Below are 22,583 nucleotides of genomic sequence, written 5' to 3'. Positions count from 1 at the left end.
GGCGAGACGTCCGGCAGGCTCCACGGTGGACCGGAGGCGGGGGGCGCGTGGTGGGACGACGGACGACCGGTGCGGCCCGGGGCGCGCTCGGGATCGGAGCGCTGGCCGCGGCGCTCGTCCTGGTACTGGTGCTCGGGGACTGGCCGTCCGGCGTGCTGACGGAGTTCTGGGCCGAGCACGCGATGCTCACCAACGTGGTGTCGTCGCTACTGTTCCTGCTGGTCGGCGCCACGCTGGTGGAGTGGTGGATCGCCCGGCAGGACGCCCGGCGCTACCGGATCATCGAGGTCACGGCCTACGGGGCGGTGGCCCGTGCGCCGCTCGCCGCCCGGCGCGCGCTGTGGGGCCTGCTGAACGGCGGGACGGGCTCGGGCGACGCCGACTTCGGGATCCGCGAGCACGAGCGCACCGAGATCGAGGCGGCGTTCGCCCGCCGGGGCCTCGCACCGGCCTCCGAGCTGGAGATCGTGCACCGGGTCGCACCGCTGCCCCCGGACGTCGAGCGGCTCGCCGTCCTGATCGGCGACGAGCGGTGGCGGCGGACCGCGCTGACCGTGATCCGCCGGGCCATCGACTCCGCACGGGTGATCACCGCACGCTGGGCCCAGGTGATGCTGTCCGCGCAGCGCAGTGCCGAGACGCTCGGCGCGATCGGCGTGGTGATCGAGGACCTGCGCCGGGTCCGCCGGATCCTGCACGAGCTCTCCGGACCCGGTGCCGATCCCGCCGACGTGGACCGGATCCGGGCGGCCGCGATCGCCTGGCGGACGGCGTTCGTCCACGCGGCGGACGCGTACGAGCACATCGCCGACGCCGCCCATCCCGACACCCACGAGAACTGGACCGAGCTGTTGATACAGCCGGCTGACCTGCGGGTCCTGCGGGTCCGGGACGGGACGCGCGAGTCCTGGAGCCCGGTCTACGGCCCGGACCGGCCCCCGGCCGTCGACCTGGCGTTCCTGGAACCGCCGGAGGACCCGCAACCCGGGTCCGGCTCGACCGGTGACTAGGAGCCGGCCGCGGTGATCGGAGATTCGGCTGCGTCCGGTGCCGGCAGCGGCACCGGACGTCGCCGACGTTCCGATCACCATGGTCCCGGGGCCGGGGCCGGGGCCGGGGCCGGGTGCGGGGCCGGGTGCGGGATCGGCGGGCGCGGCCGCGACGGATGTCGCGTGACACCGGATCGACGGGCGACCGTCTGCCGGTGCCCGCGCGTCGATCACGACGGAGACTGGCCCCGGACACCTGTCGTGTGCCGTGGCGCCCGCCGCAGCACACCGCAGTACACCGCCGTCGCGGAAGGACAGTGGATGAGCAGCATGCTGCACGGTTGCCTCGCCGACACCGACTACGTCGAGCTCACGGCGCAGTCCGGGCGCAGTTACGGCATCTGGGTGACCATGCCCCCCGGCCACACCGACGCCACGGGCCCCCTGCCCCTGATGTACGTGCTCGACGGCAACTGGACGGTGGGCGTCACCGCTCCCCTCGTCGTCGTCCAGGCCGACCCGTACCTGACGGTCGCCCCCTACATCCAGGTCAGCATCGGCTACGCGGGCGAGGACGCCGGGCACTGGGAGCGGCTGCGCAACCGCGACTTCGTGCCGCCGGGGGAACCCGTCGCCGAGGACATGGTGTCCACCCTCGAGGCGGCCCGGGACTCGGGCGCGATGTCGCAGGAGAAGATGGCCGCCTACCTCACCGAGCTCGCGGACACCCGGGCCGATCTCTTCCTCGACTTCCTGACCGACGAGCTCCACCCGCACCTCCGGTCCCGGTACCCGGTCGCCGATTCCGGGCACGGGCTCTTCGGCTACTCCTACGGCGGGCTCTTCGCCCTCTACGCGTGGCTGCGCGGCGCGGCGCCGTTCGCCAGCTTCGGTGCGGGCAGTCCCGGCGTCATCACCCCCGCCAGCCGGATCTTCACCATGATCGACGCCCTCCCGGCACGTCCCGCGGATCCGGTCGCCCCGCGGCTGCACGTCACCGTGAACGAGCTCGAGGCACTCGGGGACGTCGCGATCTACCGCAGGCTGGCGCAGAACGTGCTCGACGTCGTCGACCGGCTGCAGCGCACGGACCGGGCGCCGGACGTCACCCGGGCGCTGTTGCGGGAGACCCACGTGACCGGGCTGCAGGCGTCGTTCCTGGACTACCTCAAGGTGTGCCACTCGCGGCCCGGGGCCGGCGACTAGGGTGTGTCTCCCAATGCGCGGAGCCAGGTGACGATCGCCTTCAGGACGGCGCCGCCGCGGAAGGTCAGGGCGAGCTTGTCGTAACGGGTGGCCAGCCCGCGCCACTGCTTGACGTGGCAGAACCCGCACTCGACGACGTTGCGGTTTCGGTAGTCGACCGGATCGAATGCGGGCGGTCGGCCACCGCGTGAGCCCCGTCGTTTGCGGTGTCCCTGCTGGTCAGAGGGCTCCGGAATGACAGCGATGATCCGGCGCTCGCGCAGGTGCCGGCGGATCGCGCGTGAGGAGTAGGCCTTGTCCGCGCGCACGCGTTCAGGCCGGGTCCGGGGTCGTCCCGGGCCCGGTCGGGCGATGCTCAGGCGCGCCATCAGGTGCGGAAACATTGGCGAGTCGCCGCCCTGGCCGGGGCCGAGGAGGACCACCAGCGGGCGGCCGTGCCCGTCAACGAGCTGGTGGATCTTCGTCGACAGCCCTCCGCGGGACCGTCCCAGCGCGTGATCTGCTGGTTCGGCGAGCAGATTCGTGTAGTTCGATCCGGCCCCCTGTGTCGCGCTTGAGGGTCGCGGCGTGCTGGTGGGCACGGATGATCGTGGAGTCCACGCTGACCGCCCACCCGAGCACCTCGGCGGCGTCGGCCTCGACCAGAAGAGCAGCCAGGATGTGGTCCCAGGTGCCGTCGCCGCTGTAGCGGCGGTGCCGCTTCCACAACGTCTGCCACGGCCCGAACTCGGCTGGGACGTCGCGCCAGGGAAGCCCGCACCGATACCGGTAGATGATCCCCTCGAGCACCCGGCGGTCATCGCGGAACGGGCGCCCGCGACGACCCTCGGAGGAGGGCAACAGCGGCGCCAGACGGGCCCACTGGGCATCAGTCAGGACAGCGGTACGCGGCACCGATCAAGCATCGCGCACCCCGGTCCGCCTATCTGGGAGACACGCCCTAGGGTGTGTCTCCCAATGCGCGGAGCCAGGTGACGATCGCCTTCAGGACGGCGCCGCCGCGGAAGGTCAGGGCGAGCTTGTCGTAACGGGTGGCCAGCCCGCGCCACTGCTTGACGTGGCAGAACCCGCACTCGACGACGTTGCGGTTTCGGTAGTCGACCGGATCGAATGCGGGCGGTCGGCCACCGCGTGAGCCCCGTCGTTTGCGGTGTCCCTGCTGGTCAGAGGGCTCCGGAATGACAGCGATGATCCGGCGCTCGCGCAGGTGCCGGCGGATCGCGCGTGAGGAGTAGGCCTTGTCCGCGCGCACGCGTTCAGGCCGGGTCCGGGGTCGTCCCGGGCCCGGTCGGGCGATGCTCAGGCGCGCCATCAGGTGCGGAAACATTGGCGAGTCGCCGCCCTGGCCGGGGCCGAGGAGGACCACCAGCGGGCGGCCGTGCCCGTCAACGAGCTGGTGGATCTTCGTCGACAGCCCTCCGCGGGACCGTCCCAGCGCGTGATCTGCTGGTTCGGCGAGCAGATTCGTGTAGTTCGATCCGGCCCCCTGTGTCGCGCTTGAGGGTCGCGGCGTGCTGGTGGGCACGGATGATCGTGGAGTCCACGCTGACCGCCCACCCGAGCACCTCGGCGGCGTCGGCCTCGACCAGAAGAGCAGCCAGGATGTGGTCCCAGGTGCCGTCGCCGCTGTAGCGGCGGTGCCGCTTCCACAACGTCTGCCACGGCCCGAACTCGGCTGGGACGTCGCGCCAGGGAAGCCCGCACCGATACCGGTAGATGATCCCCTCGAGCACCCGGCGGTCATCGCGGAACGGGCGCCCGCGACGACCCTCGGAGGAGGGCAACAGCGGCGCCAGACGGGCCCACTGGGCATCAGTCAGGACAGCGGTACGCGGCACCGATCAAGCATCGCGCACCCCGCTCCGCCTATCTGGGAGACACGCCCTAGGTCCTGCCCGCGTGGTCCACCGGCGCGGGCGCCTCCCCGGGGCCCGCGCCGGGGGCGCGGCGGCCCAGCCCGATCGCGTCGAAGCCCAGGGGCGGCCCGGGCAGCGGCTGCCCGGGTCCGGTCCGCAGGCCGTCCATGACCAGGGCGAAGAGCCGGTCCAGGACGGTCGGGTCGGTGCCGGCGGATCCCGTGTCCACCTGCGACACCAGGACCAGGGGCAGGATCGCGTCACCGATCCCGATGTCGGCCCGGACCGATCCCGCGGCCTGGGCCCGGCGCAGCAACCGCTCCGCGGTCGCGATCACCTCGCCGCGCCCCTCCCGGGTGGCCGGGGCGTCGCGCACCTGCTGGTAGACGCGCGTCGAGGCCACCGAGAGCAGCACGCTCAGCCGCAGGTCGAGCGCCGAGCGCAGCAGGGTGGCCAGTGCGACGGCCGGGTCGGGTTCGTCGCGCTCCACCCGCCGGGCCATCTCGACGAGCCGCTCCAGCAGGTCGTGGCTGACCGCCTCGATCAGCCGGTCGCGGTCGGGGAAGCGCCGGTACAGGGTCGCGACGCCGACGCCCGCCGCCCGCGCGATCTCCTCCATCGGCACCGCGGGGCCCACCCGGCCGAACAGGTCCTGCGCGGCCCGCAGGATCTGCCGGCGGTTGCGCTCGGCGTCCGCGCGCAGCCGCGTGCCCGACGACGGCTCGGCGCGCGTCGTCGTCCCGCCCGAATCGTCCCGCGCATCCGACCTCGTCACGGGCGGATCGTCTCACGTCCGGGGCACGGCGCCCGGGCGGCGGTCGGTGAAGTGGACGAGTTTCCTCCGGATAGCTACGCTCGTAAGTGGACGAACTCATTCCACATGGAGTGCGAGGTGCGGACCATGACCGACGCGATCGCCGAGCCCGACACGGTGTTCCCGCGCGAACGGGGGTGTCCCTTCGCCGCCCGCGCGCAGGACGCCGAGATGCGCGCGATCTCGCCGGTGCGCGAGGTGACGCTGCAGGGCGGGGAGAGCGCGTGGTGGGTGACCGGCCACGAGGAGGGCCGGACCGTGCTGTCCGACCGGCGCTTCTCCTCCGACCGGCGGCTGCCCCGGTTCCCGCTGCCCGGTGGCGACGCCGAGACCCGCGAACGGTTCCGCAGCCAGCCGCCGTCGATGATCGGGATGGACGGCGAGGAGCACTCGCGGGCCCGGCGCGCGGTGCTCGGCGAGTTCACCGTGCGGCGGCTGCAGGCGCTGCGGCCGCGGATCCAGGAGATCGTCGACGGGTTCGTCGACGAGATGCTCGCGGCCGAGGAGCACCCGGTCGACCTGGTGCAGGCCCTGTCGCTGCCGGTCCCCTCGCTGGTGATCTGCGAGATGCTCGGCGTGCCCTACGCCGACCACGACTTCTTCCAGGCCCGCACGGCCACGCTGATCCGGCGCAGCTCCCCGCCCGGGGACAAGGCCCGCGCCCTCGACGAGCTGCGCGGCTACCTCGGCGAGCTGCTCACCCGCAAGGACGCCGAGCCCACCGACGACCTGCTCGGCCGGCAGGTCGCGGCGCAGCGCGCCGCGGGCACCCTCGACCGCGAGGGACTGGTCAGCACGGCGTTCCTGCTGCTCGCGGCCGGGCACGAGACCACCGCGAACATGATCTCGCTCGGCACGCTCACGCTGCTGCGCGACGACGGGCAGCGGGCCGCGCTCGCCGCGGACCCGGACGCGATCCCGGCGGCGATCGAGGAGCTGCTGCGCTGGTTCAGCATCGTCGAGACCGCCACCTCGCGGGTCGCCACCGCCGACGTCGAGCTCGCCGGCCGGACGATCCGCGCCGGGGAGGGCGTCGTGGTCTCCGGCCTGGCCGCCAACCGCGATCCGCGCGCGTTCGACGGGCCCGAGGACCTCGACCTGACCCGCGGCAGCCGCCGGCACCTCGCGTTCGGCTACGGCCCGCACCAGTGCCTCGGGCAGAACCTCGCCCGGCTGGAGCTCGAGGTCGTCTTCGAGACGCTGCTGCGCCGGATCCCCGGCCTGCGGCTGGCCGCGCAGCCGGACGAGATCGACTTCAAGGACGACGCCGCCATCTTCGGCGCCTGGCAGCTCCCCGTCACCTGGTGAGGGGCTGACCGGCAGGCCACGGCCGCGCCGGCGCCACCCGTGCCGGTGCGGCCGATCTCCACCCGGGCTCGACCCGGAGGTTGATCCCCCACACCCCTCTCCGGCGCGAGGCTCGATCCCGTCACCCACGACGAGGAGGCCCCGCGATGACCCCGGCGGACACCGACCGCACCACACCCGTCCCGACGCCGTCCGGAGGCGGCGGGCCCCGGGCGTTCCTGCGTTCCGCGGGACCGTCGCTGCTCGTCGACGCGCTCCTGCCGTACCTGGTCTACCTGGTGCTGACCGCCCGCGGGTTCTCCGACGTCGCGGCGCTGGCCTGGTCGGCGCTGCCACCGGCCTGCCACGTGCTGGTGCAGGCGGTCCGCTCCCGGCGGATCGAGCCGGTGGGCGGGATCGTGCTGGCGACCATCGGGATCGGCCTCGCGACGTCGCTCGTCAGCGGGGACGCCCGGTTCGCCGTCGCCCGCGAGGCGCTGGGCACGGTCGTGCTGGCGGTGCTGCTCGGCGGCTCCCTGCTGCTGCGGGTGCGACCGCTGGTCTACACCGCGATGTGCTCGTTCGGCCGGATGCAGCGCCCGGAGCTGCCGGAGCTGCTGGACCGCCAGTGGCGCACCAACGCCGCGTTCCGGCGGCTGCTGACCCGGGCCACCACGGTCGCCGCGCTGGTCATGGCCGGGGAGGCGGTGCTGCGGGTGGCGCTGGCCTACACGCTGCCGGTGGCCGTCGCGGTCCCGGTGCTGGCGGTGCAGTCGATCGCGGTGTGGACCGGGCTGTCCGCGCTGCTGGCGGTCATGCTCAGGCGGGCGGTCCGGGCCGGGGCGTGACCTCCAGCAGCCCGCGCAACCGCTCCAGGTCCGCGACGACGGCGGCGACGTCGCGCTCGAACTCCGCGTCGGTCGCCGCCGGGGCGCGGCGCACGCTGAACACGATCTCCGCGCCCAGCGGGTGCGGCACCACCCGCAGCGGGTTGTACGCGACCTCCCCCGACGGCAGGACCACCTCGTGGTCCAGCACGCCCCAGGCGTTCTCCGGGACGAACCGGATCTCGATCTCCCCCAGCGGGCCGCCGGGGACCAGCCACCGGCCGTCCCGCTCCTCGATCCGGTCCCCGACCCCGGCCGCCCAGCGCGGCAGGTTCCGCGGGTCGCGGACCCAGGCGTAGACCGTCCCGGGCGGCACGGCGACGACGACGCCGACGTGCCGGGACCCCACGACCCTCATGACGTCGCCGTGGCGAGTCCGGCGAGCCGCTCCGCGGCCTCGGCCAGCACCTCGTCCCGCTTGCAGAACGCGAACCGCACCAGCGGCCGGGTCGCCGCCGCCCCCGCACCGGTCGGGCAGAACACCGACATCGGGACGGCCGCGACCCCGCACCGCTCCGGCAGCGCCCAGGCCAGCTCGACGCCGTCGTCGAACCCGAGCGGGCGCGGGTCCGCGACGACGAAGTAGGTGCCCTGCGGGATGAGCACGTCGAACCCGGCGGCCCGCAGCCCGGCCGAGAGCAGGTCCCGCTTGCGGGTCAGGTCGGCGGTGACGCCTGCGTAGAAGTCGTCGCCGAGCGCGAGCGCGTTCGCCACGGCCGGCTGGAACGGCGCGCCGCCGTGGAAGGTGAGGAACTGCTTCACCGCCCGCGGCGCCGCGACCAGCTCCGGCGGCCCGTGCACCCAGCCGACCTTCCAGCCGGTGACCGAGAACGTCTTGCCGGCCGAGGAGATCGTCAGCGTCCGCTCGGCGAGGCCCGGCAGCGTGGCCGTCGGGACGTGCCGGACGCCGTCGTAGGTCATGTGCTCGTAGACCTCGTCGGTCACGATCACCGCGTCGTGGGCGACGGCCAGCTCCCCGATCCGGGTCAGCTGCGCGGGCGTGAACACCGTCCCGGTCGGGTTGTGCGGGGTGTTGACCAGCACCACCCGGGTGCGGTCGGAGAACGCGGCGGCCAGCTCGTCGTCGTCGAAGCCGAAGGCCGGCGGGTGCAGCAGGACCGGCTTCAGGGTGGCACCGGCGAGCGCGACGGACGCGGCGTAGGAGTCGTAGGTGGGCTCGAAGACGACGACCTCGTCGCCGGGGCCGCACAGCCCCAGCAGGGTCGCCGCGATCGCCTCGGTCGCCCCGGTGGTGACGACGACGTCGGCCGGGTCGACCGTGAGGCCGTGGAAGCGGCGCTGGTGCTCGGCCACCGCAGCGCGCAGGGCCGGCACGCCGGGGCCGGGCGGGTACTGGTTGGCGCCGCGCTCGGTGATGTTCGCGGCGGCGTCGGCGAGCAGGGAGGCCGGGCCGTCGGTGTCCGGGAAACCCTGACCGAGGTTGATCGCACCGGTCTCGACCGCGAGCCGGGAGATCTCGGTGAAGATCGTGGAGGTGAACGGGCGCATGCGCTCGACGAGCATGCCCCGACCCTAGACCGGCACCCGGGCGGCGCAGCCCCTGATCGAGGTTCTGCGCTGCCGGAGTACGGGCCCGGGCCCGCTGGTGGGCGCGGTGGGTTCCACCGCCGCCGGGCGGGCTTCCGGCGCGGTCAGTCGAGGCCGCGGACGATGTGCGTCTCGTCCTGCTCCTCGGTGTCGACAGTGTCCTCGATGGTCGTGGTGCTCATGGGTGACCTCCTCACTGCTGTCGGATGACCGATGGTGGACGTAGAGGTGGACGCCCGTCACCGGGGTTGCGTTGCTGAACCGGCCTGTGGACCGATTCAGAGCCACCCGGCCGGGTGACGACTCCGGTCTACCCGTCGATCCGGCCGGTCAGGTGCACCCTTTCCGGTTTCCTTGCGCTGCGGACCGCGAGACCCCACGCGCCGCCGGCGCCGGGCGCGGTGACCAGCTCCGCCCGGGACGGGAGCAGCAACGGGCTGCGGAACGCGACGTCGTAGGTGCAGGCGTCCGGGATCCGGCCCGCCAGCGACGCCGCGGCGCGCGCCGCCGTCCACATGCCGTGCGCGATCGCCCGCGGGAAACCCGTCGCCCGCGCGGTGAGCGGGTGCAGGTGGATCGGGTTCACGTCGCCGGAGACCGCGGCGTATCGACGGCCGGTGTCCGCGCCGACCCGCCACAGCGCGCTCGCCGGCCCGGTGGGGGCGTCCGGCTCGTCGATGCCGGGTCCGGTCACCTCCGACGGCGCCCGCGCGCCGCGGGCCAGGTAGGTGCTGCGCCCCTCCCAGACCGGCTCGCCACCCGCCGAGACGATCCCGACGAGGTCCACCCGGGCGCCCTTCGGGTGGCGGCCGAACCGCTCCGCGTACACCTGGACGTCGAGCGTCTCGTCCGTGGCGATCCCCCGGTGCGCGGTGATCCGGTTCGCGATGTGCACCATCCCGGGCAGCGCGAGTGGGAACGCGCGGTCGGCCATCAGCACGACCTGCAGCGGGAACGTCAGCAGGTGCGGGTAGGTGAGCGGGAGCGCGTCACCGACCCGGAACCCGCAGACCCGCGCGTAGTCCGCGAGGTGCCCCGGATCGACCGTGACCCCGCGGCGGACGATCTCGCGGGCCGGCAGCTCGCGCGGCCGGCCACCGGGCAGCACGGCCGACACCGCGGCCGCGGCGTAGCGCGGGCCGAGCGCGGGCGGGCCCGTCAGCTCGGTGGTGGTGCGACCGGCGGGACCCGTCATCTCAGGCCCCCAGCATGGACTGGCCGCAGACCCGCACGACCTGGCCGTTCAGCCCGCCCGAGTCCGCCCGGCCGAACCAGCCGATGGCCTCGGCGACGTCGACCGGCAGCCCGCCCTGCTTGAGCGAGTTGATCCGGCGGCCGGCCTCGCGGGTGCCCACCGGCATCCGGCCGGTCATCTCGGTCTCGATGAACCCCGGGGCGACGGCGTTGATCGTCGCGCCGCGCTCGCCGAACCGCGGGGCCAGCGCCCGGACCATCCCGATCACCCCGGCCTTGGAGGACGCGTAGTTCGTCTGGCCGCGGTTGCCCGCGATGCCCGACTGCGAGGACACGCAGACCACCCGGCCGGCCTCGTGCAGCGGGGAGTCCGCGGCCAGCAACGCCTCGTTGATCCGCAGCTGGGCACCGAGGTTGACCGCGAGCACCGCGTTCCACCGCTCGGCCGTCATGTTGGCCAGCAGCTTGTCCCGGGTGATCCCGGCGTTGTGCACCACGAGATCGACGCCGTCGTGCCGGTCGGCGAGGTGCCCGAGCAGCCGGGTCGCGGCGTCGTCGGCGGTGATGTCGAGCTGCAGCGCCGTGCCACCGGTGCGGTTCGCCGTCCGGGCCAGCCCCTCGCCGGCCGCCGGGACGTCGACGGCGACGATCCGCGCCCCGTCCCGGGCGAGGGTCTCGGCGATGGCCGCGCCGATCCCCCGGGCCGCGCCGGTCACCACCGCGGTCCGGCCGGCCAGCGGCTGCTCCTCGGCCCGCGGGTCGTCCACCTCCACCGGCTCCTGCGGGACACCGACGGGTGCGCCGACGTGCACGACCTGACCGTCGACGTAGGCCGAGCGCGCGGACAGGAAGAACCGCACCGAGGAGTCGAGCGCCGCGGGCGGGGCGTCCGCGGCGGCCACGAGCAGGTTCGCCGTGGCACCGGACCGCAGCTCCTTGGCGATCGAGCGGACCAGGCCGTCCAGCGCCTGCGCGACGGCCGCGGCCTCGGCCCCCTCGGCGGCACCGGGCTCGGCGCCGATCAGCAGCAGCCGGCCGGACGGGCCGAGCCTGCGCACCGCCGGGGTGAGCAGCTGCTGGGCCGCGGCGAGGTCGGCCAGCGTCGTGGCGCCGGCCAGGTCGACGACGACGCCGTGCAGCTTCTCGCTCCCGGCCTCGGTGAGCACCTGCTGCCCCTGCTCGGTGACGAGTGCGGCGACCGCCGCGGCGAACCGCCCGTCCCCGATGGGGGCCACCAGCACCGGGCCGGCGAGCAGCGGGTCCCCCGGCCGGTGCCGGCGCAGTGCCGGGATCGCCGGCAGGCCCAGCTGCCGGGCGATCGGGGTGTGGGACAGGGTCGCGAGCAGGTCGCTCACTTCTTCGCCTCCAGGATCGCGACGACGCCCTGGCCGCCGGCGGCACAGATCGAGATGAGCCCACGCTGGTCGGAGCCCTGCGCGTCGGCCCGCTCCCGCAGCAGCTTCGCCAGCGTGGCGACGATCCGCCCGCCGGTCGCCGCGAACGGGTGCCCGGCCGCGAGCGAGGACCCGGCGACGTTGAGCCGGTCGTCGTCGATCGGGCCCAGCGGTGCGTCGAGGCCGAGGCGCTCGGTGCAGAACCGCTCGTCCTCCCAGGCCCGGCGCTGCACGAGCACCACCGAGGCGAACGCCTCGTGGATCTCGTAGAGGTCGAAGTCCTGCAGCGACAGGCCGTTGCGGGCGAGCAGCCGCGGCACCGCGAACACCGGTGCCGTGAGCAGCCCGTCCTCGCCGTGCACGTAGTCGACCGAGCCGGTCTCGGCGTCGACGACGTGGGCGAGCACCGGGAGGCGGTGCTCGGCGGCCCACTCGTCGGACCCGAGCAGGACCAGCGCGGCGCCGTCGGTCAGCGGGGTGGAGTTGCCCGCGGTCATCGTCGCGTCCGGGTCGCCGGTGCCGAAGACCGGCTTCAGCGCCGCGAGCTTCTCCACCGTCGAGTCGGGACGCAGGTTGTCGTCCCTGGTCAGCTTCAGGTACGGGGTGACGAGATCGTCGAAGAAGCCGCGGTCGTAGGCGGCGGCGAGGTTCGTGTGGCTGCGCACCGCGAGCGCGTCGGACTCGGTGCGCCCGATGCCCCAGGCCGCCGCGGTGCGGGCGGCGTGCTCCCCCATCGACAGGCCGGTGCGCGGCTCGGAGTTCTGCGGGATCTCCGGCACGATCTGCCCGGGCCGCAGCTGCCCGACGAGCTTGACCCGCTCGGCCGCCGACCGCGCCGCGGCCAGCTTCACCAGGACCCGGCGGAGGTCGTCGTTCACCGCGATCGGGGCGTCGGAGGCGGTGTCCACCCCGCCCGCCACACCGGACTCGACCTGCCCGAGGGCGATCTTGTTGGCGACCGCGACCGTCGCCTCCAGCCCGGTCCCGCAGGCCTGCTGGACGTCGTAGGCCGGGGTCGACGGGCTCAGCCGCGACCCGAGGACGGCCTCCCGGGTGAGGTTGAAGTCCCGCGAGTGCTTGAGCACCGCGCCCGCCACGACCTCACCGAGACGCTCGCCGGCCAGCCCGAAGCGGGCCACCAGACCGTCCAGGGTGGTGGTGAGCATGTCGAGGTTGGACGCGCTCGCGTAGGCGCGGTTGGCCCGCGCGAACGGGATCCGGTTGCCGCCGATGACGGCGGCGCGCCGGGGAGTGCCTGACATGGGGACGTCCCTCCTGGAGTGGACCTGCGTGCGACGGTCCCGGCTACCACCCGGTAGACGATACCCAAGGTACACGGTACTGTGGGTGTCGTGAAGGCGCGACGGGACAGGCGGGACAGCCGCTGGGACACGCACCGCGAACAGCGGCGCGGCCAGCTGGTGGGCGCGGCCGTCACCGCGATCCGGCGGGACGGCGCCGGGGTCGGCATGGACGAGATCGCCGCGTCGGCCGCCACCAGCAAGACCGTCGTCTACCGGCACTTCGGCGACCGGGCCGGCCTCTACACCGCGATCTGCGAGTCGGTGGCCGGGGTGCTGCTCGCCGAGGTCCGGCGGGCCACCGCGGAGGCGTCCACCGGCCCCGGCGCCGGGCCGCGCGCGGCGGTCGCCGCCGGCATCGACGCCTACCTGCGGCTGATCGAGATCGATCCCGAGCTGTACCGGTTCGTCGTGCACCGGCCGCTGCTCGCCCAGGGCGCCGCCCGGCGCGCGGGCACCGGGGACACCCCCGATCCGGTGAACGACATGGTGTCGGTGATCGGTGACGAGGTGGCCGGCGCGATCGCCGGGTACCTGCCCCCCGCCGCGGGCACCGGAGCCGCCCGGTTCTGGGGGCACGCGATCGTCGGGCTGGTCCGCGGCGCGGCCGACGACTGGCTGGCCCGCCCGGACGGCACGACCCGCGAGCAGCTCACCGCACACCTCACCGACCTGGCCTGGTCCGGACTCTCCGGCCTGGCGTCCCCTGTGGAGGTTCAGCCATGACCCGCACCCGAGTCGCACCGGAACACGTCGATGCGGGCGCGCTGCGCACCGTCGTCGACGGCCGGTGGGCGCACGTCCGCGAGGAGACCCGGGCACAGCTCGCCGCGAACGACGACGGCCTGCGCGGCGCCGGCGACCTGACCACCGAGGAGTACCGGGCGCGCATCACCGGCGCGCTGAAGATCCTCACCTCCTCGGGCCGCCCGCACACCGGGTTCGACCCGACCGTCGGGGGCTCCGGTGACGTCGGCGGCGTCGTCACCGCCTTCTCGATGCTGGCCTACGGCGACCTGTCGCTGCTGGTCAAGGCCGGTGTCCAGTGGGGACTGTTCGGCGGGGCGGTGCAGGTGCTGGGTACCGAGCGCCACCACGAGCGCTACCTGCGCCGGATCATCGACGGCGAGCTGCTCGGCTGCTTCGCGATGACCGAGGCCGGGCACGGCTCGGACGTGCAGCACCTGCACACCACGGCGACCTACGACCCGGCGGCGCAGGAGTTCGTCGTCGACACGCCGTACCCGCAGGCCCGCAAGTCCTACATCGGCAACGCCGCGCGGGACGGGCGGATGGCCGTCGTGTTCGCCCAGCTGATCACCCGGGGCACCCGGCACGGGGTGCATGCGTTCCTGGTCCCGCTGCGCGACACCGACGGCAACCCCGAACCCGGCGTCACCATCGCCGACGACGGGCGCAAGGCCGGGCTCAACGGCGTCGACAACGGGCGGCTGTCCTTCTCCGGCGTGCGCATCCCGCGGACCCACCTGCTCAACCGGTTCGCCGACGTCGCCGCGGACGGGTCGTACTCCTCCTCCATCGAGAACGAGACGGCGCGGTTCTTCACCATGCTCGGCACCCTGGTCCGCGGCCGGATCTCGGTGGCGGGCGGCGCCGGCGGGGCGGCGCAGAAGGCGCTCGCGCTCGCCGTGCGGTTCGGCGAGCGCCGCCGCCAGTTCTCCCACCCCGGCACCGGCGAGGAGATCGCCGTCCTCGACTACCTCGCCCACCAGCGCAAGCTGCTGCCCGCGCTGGCGACGACGTACGCCCTGCACTTCACCCAGGACGACCTGGTGAAGCGGATGCACGACATCCAGGCACCCGGCGCCGGTCCGGTCGGCGCCCGCGAGCAGCGCGTGCTGGAGCAGTCGGCGGCCGGGATCAAGGCGATCGCGACCTGGCACGCCACGCACACCATCCAGACCTGCCGGGAGGCCTGCGGCGGCGCCGGCTACCTGGAGGAGAACCTGCTGCCCGCCCTGAAGGCCGACACCGACGTGTTCACCACCTTCGAGGGTGACAACACGGTGCTGCTGCAGCTGCTGGCCAAGGAGCTGCTGTCGGACTACGGCCGGACGATCCGCCAGGGCAACCCGCTGCGGATCGCGCCGCTGCTCGGCGGCCAGCTGGCGGGCGTGCTGGCGGAACGGACCGGGGTGGCGTCGCTGGCCCGGCGGCTGCCGCTGCGCGGGTTCGACCTCACCGACCCGGCCCGGCGGCGCGCGCTGCTGCAGGTGCGCCGCACCGACACCCTGGCCACCGCGATCCGGCACCTGGCTCCGGCCCTGCGCGGGGGAGCCGACGAGTTCGCGGTGTTCAACTCGGCCCAGGACCTCCTGCTCGACGCCGCCCGCGCGCACGTCGACGCGCTGGTCGAGCAGTCCTTCGCCGACGCGCTGCAGCGGATCGCCGACCCGGGCGTCCGGGGGCTCCTGGAGCGGGTGCACGACCTGCACGTGCTGACGACGATCGACCGCGAGCGGGCCTGGTACCTGGAGACCGGGCGGCTCACCGCCGCCGAGTCCCGCCGGATCCGGCCGCTGGTCAACGAGCTGTGCGCCGAGCTGCGCCCGCACGCGCGGACGCTGGTCGACGCGTTCGGCGTCCCGGAGAGCCGGCTGGCCTGCCCGATGCTCGACGACGAGGCGTGGGCCCCCGGCCCGAGCGCCCCCGCCGCGCCGGTGACCGAGCAGGTCGAGGCGGGCTGACCCGGGCCCGGGTCAGGCGGGGACCGCGGCCAGCGTCAGCTGCGCGTCCACCACCGCCCGGGTCGCGCCGAGCGCCTCCGAGACCTGCCACGCCACCTCGGCGGCCCGACGGCCCAGCTCGGCGGCCCGCTCGTCACCCATCCGGATGGTGGGCACCGACATGCCCAGCGAGCCGACGGCCCGGCCGCTGTGGTCGAAGACCGGGGCCGCCACCGCCCGGATCCCCGGGGTCCGCTCGGAGTCCGAGCCCGCGTACCCGCGCTCGCGGCACTGCGCGAGCTGGCCCGCGAGATCGGCCGGATCGGTGACCGTCAGGTCGGTGACGGCCGCGATCGGCGCCGCCAGCGCGGCCTCCTGCCGTGCCCACGGCAGCGTCGCCAGGATCGCCTTGCCCGGAGCCCCGTGCACCAGCGCGATGGGGATGCCGATGTCGGTGTAGGTCCGCCGCAGCTCCTGACGGCTCTCCACCTGGTCGATCACGATCCGCTCGCCGCTGGGCAGCAGCTCGTGCAGGCCGACGGTCTCGTCGACCGCGTCCCGCAGGGCGACCATGAACGGCCGCGCGGCGTCCCGCAGCGACGACGGCAGTGCCCCCGACCGGCCCAGCTGCAGCAGCAGCGGACCCAGCCGGTAGCGGCGGTCCCCGCCCTGCGCGAGCAGCCGGTTGCTCACCATCGAGCCGAGCAGCCGGTGCGTGGTGCTGGTCGACAGCCCGGTCCGCCGGGCCAGGTCGGAGATGCCGATCGCGGAGTGCTGCGCGTCGAAGCACCGCAGGATCGCGACCGCCCGGTCGATGGACTGGACTCCGTCCCGCTGGGCCGTCACCGGCGCCCGCCGCCACCCGAAAGGGTTGACGACGGACGTGCCCCCTGCCACTGTTTCCGCATTAAGGCATGGTATCCCGCAATACGGGAAAGTTCAACCCGTCCTCTCACCGGGTTCCGCGTCCTCGACCTGACCCGGTTCCTCTCCGGCCCCTACTGCACGATGGTGCTGGCCGAGCTGGGCGCCGACGTCATCAAGGTCGAGCAGCCCGGCACCGGCGACGACTCCCGCCGGCTGGCCCCGAAGGTCGAGGGTGAGAGCTACCCGTTCGCGATGCCGAACCGCAGCAAGCGGTCGGTGTCGCTGGACCTGAAGGACGAGCGCGGCCTGGAGGTCTTCCTGCGCCTCGCCGAGCAGGCCGACCTGGTGATCGAGAACTTCCGCCCGGGCGTCGCCGACCGGCTCGGCATCGGCTACGACGCGGTCCGGGCGGTACGCGAGGACATCCTGTACTGCTCGATCAGCGGTTTCGGCCAGACCGGGCCGTACCGTGACCGGCCCGGCTTCGACATCATGGCCCAGGGCGTCGTCGGGTTCCTGCGGATGACCGGCGAGCCCGGCGGGCGGCCCGCGAAGTTCGGCATCGCGATCAACGACATCGCGGCCGGCTCCACCGCCATCTACTCGATCATGGCCGCGCAGCTGCACCGGACGTCCACCGGCGAGGGCCAGTACATGGACATCTCGCTGGTCGAGGCCGGGCTGGCCTGGACGGTCTGGGAGTCGGGTGCCTACTTCGGCGGCGGCGAGGTCCCGCAGCCGACCGGCACCCGGCACCGGCGCTCGACCCCGTACCAGGCGTTCCGCACCAGCGACGGCTACGTGACCGTCGGCGCGGCCAACGACCGGCTCTGGCACCGGCTGCTCGGTGCGCTGGGCCGCCAGGAGTGGGCGGCCGATCCGCGGTTCGCCACGCTGCCGGACCGGATGGCGAACATCGACGAGCTGGAGAGCGAGATCGAGCGGATCACCGTCACCCGCAGCACGGAGGAGTGGATCGCGGCGATCGACGCGGTCGGTGTCCCCTGCGGTCCGGTCCTGACCTACGACGAGGCGCTGCGCGACCCGCACGTGACCGCGCGCGAGGCCGTGGTCGACCTGGAGCACCCGATCATCGGGGAGATGCGCACGATCGCGCCGCCCACCAGGTTCTCCGGCATCGACTTCGCGGTGCGCGGCCCGGCGCCGTGGCTGGGTCAGCACACCGGCGAGGTGCTGCGCGAGGCCGGCTACTCCGACGAGCGGATCGCCGAGCTCGCGGCGGCCGAGGTGCTCTACGACGCCCATCCGGACCGGCAGGCGCCCGTCGCCGGGACGGGGGCGGCGTGATGTCCGACCACGTCGTCGTCGAGCGGGACGGGGCGGTCGCCACCGTCGTGCTCAACCGGCCGGCCCAGCACAACGCGATCAACGCCGCGATGTACCGGGACCTGCCCGGCATCGTCGCCGGGCTGGACGCCGATCCCGAGGTCCGGGTGCTGGTCCTGCGCGGGGCCGGGACCAGGGCGTTCGCCTCCGGTGCCGACATCTCCGAGTTCGAGGCGGAGCGCAGCGACGCGGTCCGCGCGAAGGCCTACAACGAGAAGGTCGCCGCCGCCGAGCAGGCGATCGAGGGCTGCACCAAGCCGACCGTGGCGATGATCCACGGCTACTGCATCGGCGGCGGGGCCGGGCTGGCGCTGTCCTGCGACATCCGCTTCGCCGACACCGCGGCGTCGTTCGCCATCACCCCGGCCAAGCTCGGCCTGGTCTACAGCCTGGAGTCCACCCGGCGGATGGTCGACCTGGTCGGGCCGTCGCGGGCGAAGTGGGTGCTGATGGGCGGGCTGCGGATCCCGGCCGCGCGGGCCGCCGAGCTCGGCCTGTTCGACGAGGTCGTGCCCACCGAGGAGCTGGCCGCGACGACCTACGACTTCGCCGGGACCGTGTGCACGCGGGCGCAGTTCAGCGTCCGCGCGGCCAAGGTCATGGTCAACCGGATCTCGGCCGGCCAGACCGTCGACGACGACGAGTCGGTGCGCCTGCGCAACTCCTCGTTCGGCACCGAGGACTTCGCCGAGGGCGTGCGGGCCTTCCTGGAGAAGCGGCCCCCGGACTTCCGGTGGTCCTGACCCCGACAGCAACGGTGTTTTTCTCAACGAGGAGGAAACGATGTTCGTCAGGAGGCTCCTGGCCGCGGCCGCGGTACTGGCGCTGACCACGTCCGTGGCGGCGTGCGGGGCCGGTGCACCGGCCGGCCCCTATCCGTCGGAGGACCTGAGCTGGACGATCGCGTTCGGCCCGGGCGGCGGCAACGACCTGATGGCCCGGACCATGGTCGACATCGTGCAGCGCGAGGGGCTGTACCCGGGCCGGATCCTGGTGGAGAACCGGGAGGGCGGCTCGGGTGCGAGCGGCTGGGGCCACGTCTACGGCCAGAGCGGCAGCGGCTACGAGATCTCGACGACGTCGGGGTCGTTCATCACCACCCCGCTGCAGGCCGACACCGGGTGGCAGCCCACCGACTTCACCCCGGTCGGCCTGCTGGCCTCGGACCACGCACTGCTGGTGACCGCGGGGACCGCGCCGTGGCGGACCCTCGACGACTGGGTCGCCCACGCCAGGGAGCGGGGCAGCGCCGTGGTCGGCGGCATCGGGACCGTGAACGTCGACTTCATCGTCCAGCAGATGATCGCCGAGGCGAAGGGCTACCGGATCGAGTACGTCCCGTTCAACGACGAGGGCCAGATGCAGACCGCGCTGTTGTCCGGCGCGATCGAGGCCATGGTCTCCAACCCCGGGTCGATCATGGGGCAGGTCGAGGCCGGCCAGGTCACGCCCCTGACGTTCACCGGTGGACAGCGGCTGCCCGCGCTGGAGCAGGTGCCGACCACCACCGAGGCCGGGATCCCGGACGTGCCGTCCATGCCGCGCGGCCTCATCCTCCCGCCGGGCGCACCGCCGGAGGCGCAGGCGTTCTGGGTCGACGCGATGCAGAAGGTCACCGCGACGCCGGAGTGGCAGCGCTTCCTCGACGAGAACCACCTGATCGACGACCAGCGCTGGGGCCCGGACTTCACCGCCTACCTGCAGGAGACCCAGGAACAGTTCCGGGCCAAGCTGACCGAGCTGGGGGCGCTGTGACCACCACCGCCGCGGCCCCCGTGACCGGCACCGGCCTGCGGAGCCGGCTGCTCGCACCGAAACCGGTCTTCCTGTTCGTGCTGCTGGTGCTGCTGGCCGGTTACACCGAGCGGGCCTTCGCCCTGGACTGGACGACGGTGGCCGGACGCATCGGGCCGGGCTACTTCCCCCGGATCCTCGGGGTCACGGCGCTGGTCGTCACGGTCTGGGCGCTGGTCGCGGCGATCCGGTCCCCGCAGGCGGAGCCGGAGACCGTCGACGACGAGTCCGACGCCGGGGCCGCCGAGCTGGGCCGGCACCCCGGGCTGCTGACGGTCACCGTGTTCGCCGCGGCCGCGCTCGCGCTGACCCTGGTGTGGCTCGGCGCGATCGTGTCCTCCGCGCTGTTCCTGATCGGGATCCTGGCGCTGGTCAACCCGGGCCGGTGGATCACCAACTCCGCCGTCGCCGTCGGGCTGCCGCTCGGCCTGCACCTGCTCTTCCAGACCCTGCTCAACGCCGGGCTGCCCAGCGGCATCCTCCCCGCGTTCTGACGCGGGCGGCCCGAGGACGGACGGGACCACATGGACGTGTTCGACAACCTCGTCGGGGGGGATCCTGGCGATCCTGACGCCGGCGAACCTGTTGCTCCTGCTCGCGGGCGTGCTGCTCGGGATGCTCGTCGGTGTGATCCCCGGTCTCGGCCCGTCGGCCGGCCTGGCGATCCTGCTGCCGCTGACCCTCACCCTCGACCCGACCGGCGCGATCGTGATGCTCGCGGCGGTCTACTACGGCTCGATGTACGGCGGGACCATCACCTCGGTCCTGATCAACACACCCGGCGAGTCCGCGACCGTCGCCAGCACGTTCGACGGCTATCCGCTGGCCAAGGCCGGACGGGCCGGTCCGGCGCTGGTCATCGCCGCGGTCGGCTCGTTCGTCGCGGGCACCGTCGGGGCGATCCTGATCAGCCTCGCCGCACCGGTCACCGCCGCGGCAGCCGCGACGTTCGGGCCGCCGGAGCTGTTCCTGGTCGTGATCATCGGGCTGCTCGCGATCATCGTGATCGTCGGCCGGAACCGGCTGCTGGGTGCGCTGTCGGCACTGCTCGGCTTCGCGATCGCCACGGTCGGCATCGACATCGGCACCGGCCAGCAGCGCTACACGTTCGGCTCGGTCGAGCTGATCAACGGGATCGACTTCGTCCCGGTCGCGATCGGCCTGTTCGGCGTCGGCGAGATCCTGCACACCCTCTGGCGCGGGGGCCACCTCGAACGCACCGGGTACTTCCGGGTCTCGGCCGCCGGGCGCGGGTTCTGGCCGACCCGGCAGGACTACCGCGAGTCCCGCGGGCCGATCGCCCGCGGCTCGGCGCTGGGATTCGCCGTGGGGGTGGCGCCCGGCGCGGGCGCGACGGTCGCCTCGCTGATGTCCTACAACCTCGAGAAGTCGATCTCGAAGCGGCCGGAGCGGTTCGGGAAGGGCGCGATGGCGGGCCTGGCCGGGCCCGAGGCCGCGAACAACGCCGCGTCCTCCGGCGCCATGGTGCCGCTGCTGACGCTCGGTATCCCGGGGTCGGCGTCGACGGCCGTGCTGATCGGCGGTTTCCTCATGTGGGGCCTGCAGCCGGGGCCGCTGCTGATGGAGCAGAACCCGGACTTCGCCTGGGGCCTGATCGCGAGCATGTACCTCGGCAACGTGATGCTGCTGCTGGTCAACATCTTCTGCATCCCGGCGTTCGCGAGCCTGGCGAGGGTGCCGTTCCGGATCCTCGGGCCGTCGATCATCGTCATGTGCGTGGTCGCCACCTACACGGTGAACGGCTCGATCATCGAGGTCGGCGTCATGCTCGCCTGCGGGGTGCTCGGCTTCTTCATGCGCCGGGTCGGCATGTCCCCCGCGGCCCTGGTCATCGCGCTGGTCCTGGGGCCGATGGCCGAGGAGACGCTGCGCCAGACGATGATCATCTCCAACGGCTCGGTCGGGATCTTCCTGGAGCGCGGGACCTCGCAGGTCCTGCTCGTCGCACTGGTCCTGCTGCTGGTGTTCCCGCTGTTCGCCGCGGGCGTGCGCCGGGCCCTCGGCACGCTGGTCGCCCGGATCGGTCGGCGGCGCCGGGTGGCCCACGGCGACCCGGACGGCCGCGGGGACGTCCCGGCGGACCCGGACCGCCCGGCGACGGGGCCGGCGACGACCGGGCCACCACACCGGAGCGGGACCGGGGCGGGGAACCGTGACCGGCTCGTACGCCGTCGTCGGGGGCGGGATCCTCGGCGCGGCCGTCGCCCGCCGGCTGCAGGAGGTCTCGCCGGGTTCCCGGGTCACGATCTGGGAGAAGGAGGACCGGCTCGCCGCGCACCAGACCGGCCGGAACTCCGGCGTCGTGCACGCGGGGCTCTACTACCCGCCGGGGTCGCTCAAGGCGACGCTGTGCCGGCGCGGGGTCGGCTTGCTGCGGGAGTTCTGCGCCGCGCACGACATCGCCTACACCGAGTGCGGGAAGGTGCTCGTCGCCCTCGACGGCACCGAGACCGGGCGGCTGGCCGCGATCGAGGAGCGGGCCAGGGCCAACGGTGTGCCCGGCGTCCGGCGGCTCTCCGGCGGGGAGCTGCGCGAGATCGAGCCGCACGTCCGCGGGGTCGCGGGCCTGCACTCCCCGCGGACGGCGATCGTGGACTTCCCGGGCGTCACCCGGGCGCTGGCCGGGCTCGTCGAGCGGGACGGCGGCACCGTCGCGCTCGGGCACGAGCTGACCGGGATCGAGCAGCGTACCGGCGAGGTCGTGCTCACCGGGCGGCGGCACGGCGGGCCGGTGCGCGAGCGGTTCGACCGGGTGGTCCTCTGCACCGGGCTGCACTCCGACCGGACGGCCGAGCGGGCGGGCGACGGGTACGCCCCGCGGATCGTGCCGTTCCGCGGCGAGTACCACCTGCTGCGCCCGGAACGCCGCGCCTTGGTGCGGGGCCTGGTCTACCCGGTCCCGGACCCCCGGTACCCGTTCCTCGGGGTGCACCTGACCCCACGGGTCGACGGCGAGGTCATGGTCGGCCCGAACGCGGTGCTCGCGCTGGCCAGGGAGGGCTACGCGTGGCGCACGGTCTCGGTCGCCGACCTGCGCGCGACCTGGGCGGACGCCGGGTTCCGCCGCTTCGCCCGACGGCACTGGCCGACCGGGGCCCGCGAGCTGGCCGGGTCGGTGAGCACCCGCCGGTTCGTCGCGGCCGCCCGACGGTACGTGCCGGAGCTGCGGGCCGCCGATGTCGTCGCCGGGCCGCGCGGGATCCGGGCCCAGGCCATCGACCCGGACGGCTCGCTCGTCGACGACTTCCGGATCTCGGCCCGGGGCCGGGTCACCGCGCTGCGCAACGCACCGTCACCGGCCGCGACGTCCGCGCTGGCGATCGCCGAGCACGTCGTCGGCGCGGTGCTGGACACGGGATCCCGCCGGTGACACCGCGCCGGCGGGCGGGTA

19 protein-coding genes and 3 pseudogenes are annotated in these 22,583 nt (G+C 74.0%); 12 read left to right on the top strand and 10 right to left on the bottom strand.

Features of this window, described 5'->3' with window-relative positions; genetic code table 11:
- Positions 1 to 50 precede the first annotated feature (50 nt).
- The gene (locus AFB00_RS12720) at positions 51 to 1,010 is read left to right on the top strand and encodes a hypothetical protein (protein ID WP_068796239.1); all 960 of its coding nucleotides are present in this window, start codon (positions 51 to 53) and stop codon (positions 1,008 to 1,010) included.
- Between the two features lie 300 nt (positions 1,011 to 1,310).
- Positions 1,311 to 2,195, top strand: a complete 885-nt coding sequence (locus AFB00_RS12715) for an alpha/beta hydrolase (RefSeq protein ID WP_068796238.1) — start codon at positions 1,311 to 1,313, stop codon at positions 2,193 to 2,195.
- On the opposite strand, the pseudogene AFB00_RS31780 reads toward AFB00_RS12715, so the two are convergent.
- The 3 genes and pseudogenes from AFB00_RS31780 to AFB00_RS12690 form a co-directional block, all read right to left on the bottom strand.
- Positions 2,192 to 3,089: pseudogene (locus tag AFB00_RS31780) on the bottom strand (IS5 family transposase). The gene AFB00_RS12715 and the pseudogene AFB00_RS31780 overlap by 4 nt on opposite strands.
- Before the next feature lie 46 nt (positions 3,090 to 3,135).
- Positions 3,136 to 4,033 (bottom strand): annotated as a pseudogene (locus AFB00_RS33190) (IS5 family transposase).
- A gap of 46 nt (positions 4,034 to 4,079) precedes the next feature.
- Positions 4,080 to 4,826, bottom strand: a complete 747-nt coding sequence (locus tag AFB00_RS12690; protein WP_156819513.1) for a TetR/AcrR family transcriptional regulator — start codon at positions 4,824 to 4,826, stop codon at positions 4,080 to 4,082.
- A gap of 126 nt (positions 4,827 to 4,952) precedes the next feature.
- Between AFB00_RS12690 and AFB00_RS12685 the strand changes: the two genes are divergently transcribed.
- Both AFB00_RS12685 and AFB00_RS12680 read left to right on the top strand, forming a co-directional pair.
- Positions 4,953 to 6,173 carry a cytochrome P450 gene (locus tag AFB00_RS12685; protein ID WP_068800254.1) on the top strand — a complete coding sequence of 407 codons (1,221 nt, stop codon included), beginning with the start codon at positions 4,953 to 4,955 and terminating at the stop codon, positions 6,171 to 6,173.
- 146 nt (positions 6,174 to 6,319) lie between these two features.
- A complete protein-coding gene (locus AFB00_RS12680) occupies positions 6,320 to 7,000 on the top strand; it encodes a VC0807 family protein (RefSeq protein WP_068797410.1) in 681 nt (226 codons plus the stop codon).
- On the opposite strand, the gene AFB00_RS12675 is transcribed toward AFB00_RS12680, so the two are convergent.
- From AFB00_RS12675 to AFB00_RS12655, 5 genes are all read right to left on the bottom strand, one after another.
- Positions 6,972 to 7,397, bottom strand: a complete 426-nt coding sequence (locus AFB00_RS12675) for a polyketide cyclase (protein WP_068797409.1) — start codon at positions 7,395 to 7,397, stop codon at positions 6,972 to 6,974. The genes AFB00_RS12680 and AFB00_RS12675 overlap by 29 nt on opposite strands.
- Complete coding sequence (locus tag AFB00_RS12670; protein WP_068797408.1) at positions 7,394 to 8,563, bottom strand: pyridoxal phosphate-dependent aminotransferase; 1,170 nt, start codon at positions 8,561 to 8,563, stop codon at positions 7,394 to 7,396. Before AFB00_RS12670 ends, AFB00_RS12675 begins: the two co-directional genes overlap by 4 nt.
- Before the next feature lie 334 nt (positions 8,564 to 8,897).
- Positions 8,898 to 9,782 (bottom strand): MaoC/PaaZ C-terminal domain-containing protein, encoded by an 885-nt coding sequence (locus AFB00_RS12665; RefSeq protein WP_068797407.1) that lies wholly within the window; start codon positions 9,780 to 9,782, stop codon positions 8,898 to 8,900.
- Position 9,783: 1 nt separating this feature from the next.
- Complete coding sequence (locus tag AFB00_RS12660) at positions 9,784 to 11,136, bottom strand: 3-oxoacyl-ACP reductase (protein WP_068797406.1); 1,353 nt, start codon at positions 11,134 to 11,136, stop codon at positions 9,784 to 9,786.
- Complete coding sequence (locus tag AFB00_RS12655; RefSeq protein WP_068797405.1) at positions 11,133 to 12,437, bottom strand: acetyl-CoA C-acetyltransferase; 1,305 nt, start codon at positions 12,435 to 12,437, stop codon at positions 11,133 to 11,135. The genes AFB00_RS12660 and AFB00_RS12655 overlap by 4 nt, the downstream gene beginning before the upstream one ends.
- A 90-nt stretch (positions 12,438 to 12,527) precedes the next feature.
- Here AFB00_RS12655 and AFB00_RS12650 point away from each other — a divergent pair, with 90 nt between their 5' ends.
- Both AFB00_RS12650 and AFB00_RS12645 read left to right on the top strand, forming a co-directional pair.
- Positions 12,528 to 13,202, top strand: coding sequence for a TetR family transcriptional regulator (locus AFB00_RS12650; RefSeq protein ID WP_068800253.1), 675 nt, complete (start codon positions 12,528 to 12,530; stop codon positions 13,200 to 13,202).
- The gene (locus AFB00_RS12645) at positions 13,199 to 15,184 is read left to right on the top strand and encodes an acyl-CoA dehydrogenase family protein (RefSeq protein WP_068797404.1); all 1,986 of its coding nucleotides are present in this window, start codon (positions 13,199 to 13,201) and stop codon (positions 15,182 to 15,184) included. Before AFB00_RS12650 ends, AFB00_RS12645 begins: the two co-directional genes overlap by 4 nt.
- A gap of 12 nt (positions 15,185 to 15,196) precedes the next feature.
- Here the strand turns inward: AFB00_RS12645 and AFB00_RS12640 are convergent, their stop codons facing one another.
- Positions 15,197 to 16,009 carry an IclR family transcriptional regulator gene (locus tag AFB00_RS12640; RefSeq protein WP_068800252.1) on the bottom strand — a complete coding sequence of 271 codons (813 nt, stop codon included), beginning with the start codon at positions 16,007 to 16,009 and terminating at the stop codon, positions 15,197 to 15,199.
- 162 nt (positions 16,010 to 16,171) lie between these two features.
- On the opposite strand from AFB00_RS12640, the gene AFB00_RS12635 reads away from it, so the two are divergent.
- The 5 genes and pseudogenes from AFB00_RS12635 to AFB00_RS36175 all read left to right on the top strand — a co-directional run.
- Positions 16,172 to 17,338: a CaiB/BaiF CoA transferase family protein gene (locus AFB00_RS12635; RefSeq protein WP_442965855.1), complete on the top strand. Its 1,167-nt coding sequence runs from the start codon at positions 16,172 to 16,174 to the stop codon at positions 17,336 to 17,338.
- Positions 17,338 to 18,120, top strand: a complete 783-nt coding sequence (locus tag AFB00_RS12630) for an enoyl-CoA hydratase-related protein (protein WP_068800250.1) — start codon at positions 17,338 to 17,340, stop codon at positions 18,118 to 18,120. The genes AFB00_RS12635 and AFB00_RS12630 overlap by 1 nt, the downstream gene beginning before the upstream one ends.
- Before the next feature lie 40 nt (positions 18,121 to 18,160).
- Positions 18,161 to 19,132, top strand: a complete 972-nt coding sequence (locus tag AFB00_RS12625; protein ID WP_068797403.1) for a Bug family tripartite tricarboxylate transporter substrate binding protein — start codon at positions 18,161 to 18,163, stop codon at positions 19,130 to 19,132.
- Positions 19,129 to 19,665, top strand: a complete 537-nt coding sequence (locus AFB00_RS12620) for a tripartite tricarboxylate transporter TctB family protein (RefSeq protein WP_068797402.1) — start codon at positions 19,129 to 19,131, stop codon at positions 19,663 to 19,665. The genes AFB00_RS12625 and AFB00_RS12620 overlap by 4 nt, the downstream gene beginning before the upstream one ends.
- A 121-nt stretch (positions 19,666 to 19,786) precedes the next feature.
- Positions 19,787 to 20,965, top strand: a pseudogene (locus tag AFB00_RS36175) (tripartite tricarboxylate transporter permease); the annotation flags it as partial.
- Here AFB00_RS36175 and AFB00_RS34000 read toward each other — a convergent pair.
- Positions 20,920 to 21,198, bottom strand: coding sequence for a hypothetical protein (locus AFB00_RS34000; RefSeq protein WP_068797399.1), 279 nt, complete (start codon positions 21,196 to 21,198; stop codon positions 20,920 to 20,922). The pseudogene AFB00_RS36175 and the gene AFB00_RS34000 sit on opposite strands and share 46 nt — an antisense overlap.
- A 146-nt stretch (positions 21,199 to 21,344) precedes the next feature.
- Between AFB00_RS34000 and lhgO the strand changes: the two genes are divergently transcribed.
- Positions 21,345 to 22,562 carry an L-2-hydroxyglutarate oxidase gene (gene lhgO, locus AFB00_RS12600; RefSeq protein WP_068797398.1) on the top strand — a complete coding sequence of 406 codons (1,218 nt, stop codon included), beginning with the start codon at positions 21,345 to 21,347 and terminating at the stop codon, positions 22,560 to 22,562.
- Positions 22,563 to 22,583 lie beyond the last annotated feature (21 nt).

It is taken from the genome of Pseudonocardia sp. HH130630-07, from assembly GCF_001698125.1.
In the GTDB taxonomy this organism is placed as follows: domain Bacteria; phylum Actinomycetota; class Actinomycetes; order Mycobacteriales; family Pseudonocardiaceae; genus Pseudonocardia.
This window is presented reverse-complemented; position numbering and strand designations above follow the sequence as displayed.

What these genes read in the sequence shown, in the direction of transcription:
- AFB00_RS12680 (WP_068797410.1), top strand. Translation starts at nt 6,320, where the DNA reads ATGACCCCGGCGGACACCGACCGCACCACACCCGTCCCGACGCCGTCC.
- AFB00_RS12670 (WP_068797408.1), bottom strand. Translation starts at nt 8,563, where the DNA reads ATGCTCGTCGAGCGCATGCGCCCGTTCACCTCCACGATCTTCACCGAG.
- AFB00_RS12685 (WP_068800254.1), top strand. Translation starts at nt 4,953, where the DNA reads ATGACCGACGCGATCGCCGAGCCCGACACGGTGTTCCCGCGCGAACGG.
- AFB00_RS12630 (WP_068800250.1), top strand. Translation starts at nt 17,338, where the DNA reads ATGTCCGACCACGTCGTCGTCGAGCGGGACGGGGCGGTCGCCACCGTC.
- AFB00_RS12645 (WP_068797404.1), top strand. Translation starts at nt 13,199, where the DNA reads ATGACCCGCACCCGAGTCGCACCGGAACACGTCGATGCGGGCGCGCTG.
- AFB00_RS12635 (WP_442965855.1), top strand. Translation starts at nt 16,172, where the DNA reads ATGGTGCTGGCCGAGCTGGGCGCCGACGTCATCAAGGTCGAGCAGCCC.
- AFB00_RS12625 (WP_068797403.1), top strand. Translation starts at nt 18,161, where the DNA reads ATGTTCGTCAGGAGGCTCCTGGCCGCGGCCGCGGTACTGGCGCTGACC.
- AFB00_RS12715 (WP_068796238.1), top strand. Translation starts at nt 1,311, where the DNA reads ATGAGCAGCATGCTGCACGGTTGCCTCGCCGACACCGACTACGTCGAG.
- AFB00_RS12655 (WP_068797405.1), bottom strand. Translation starts at nt 12,437, where the DNA reads ATGTCAGGCACTCCCCGGCGCGCCGCCGTCATCGGCGGCAACCGGATC.
- AFB00_RS12665 (WP_068797407.1), bottom strand. Translation starts at nt 9,782, where the DNA reads ATGACGGGTCCCGCCGGTCGCACCACCACCGAGCTGACGGGCCCGCCC.
- AFB00_RS12675 (WP_068797409.1), bottom strand. Translation starts at nt 7,397, where the DNA reads ATGAGGGTCGTGGGGTCCCGGCACGTCGGCGTCGTCGTCGCCGTGCCG.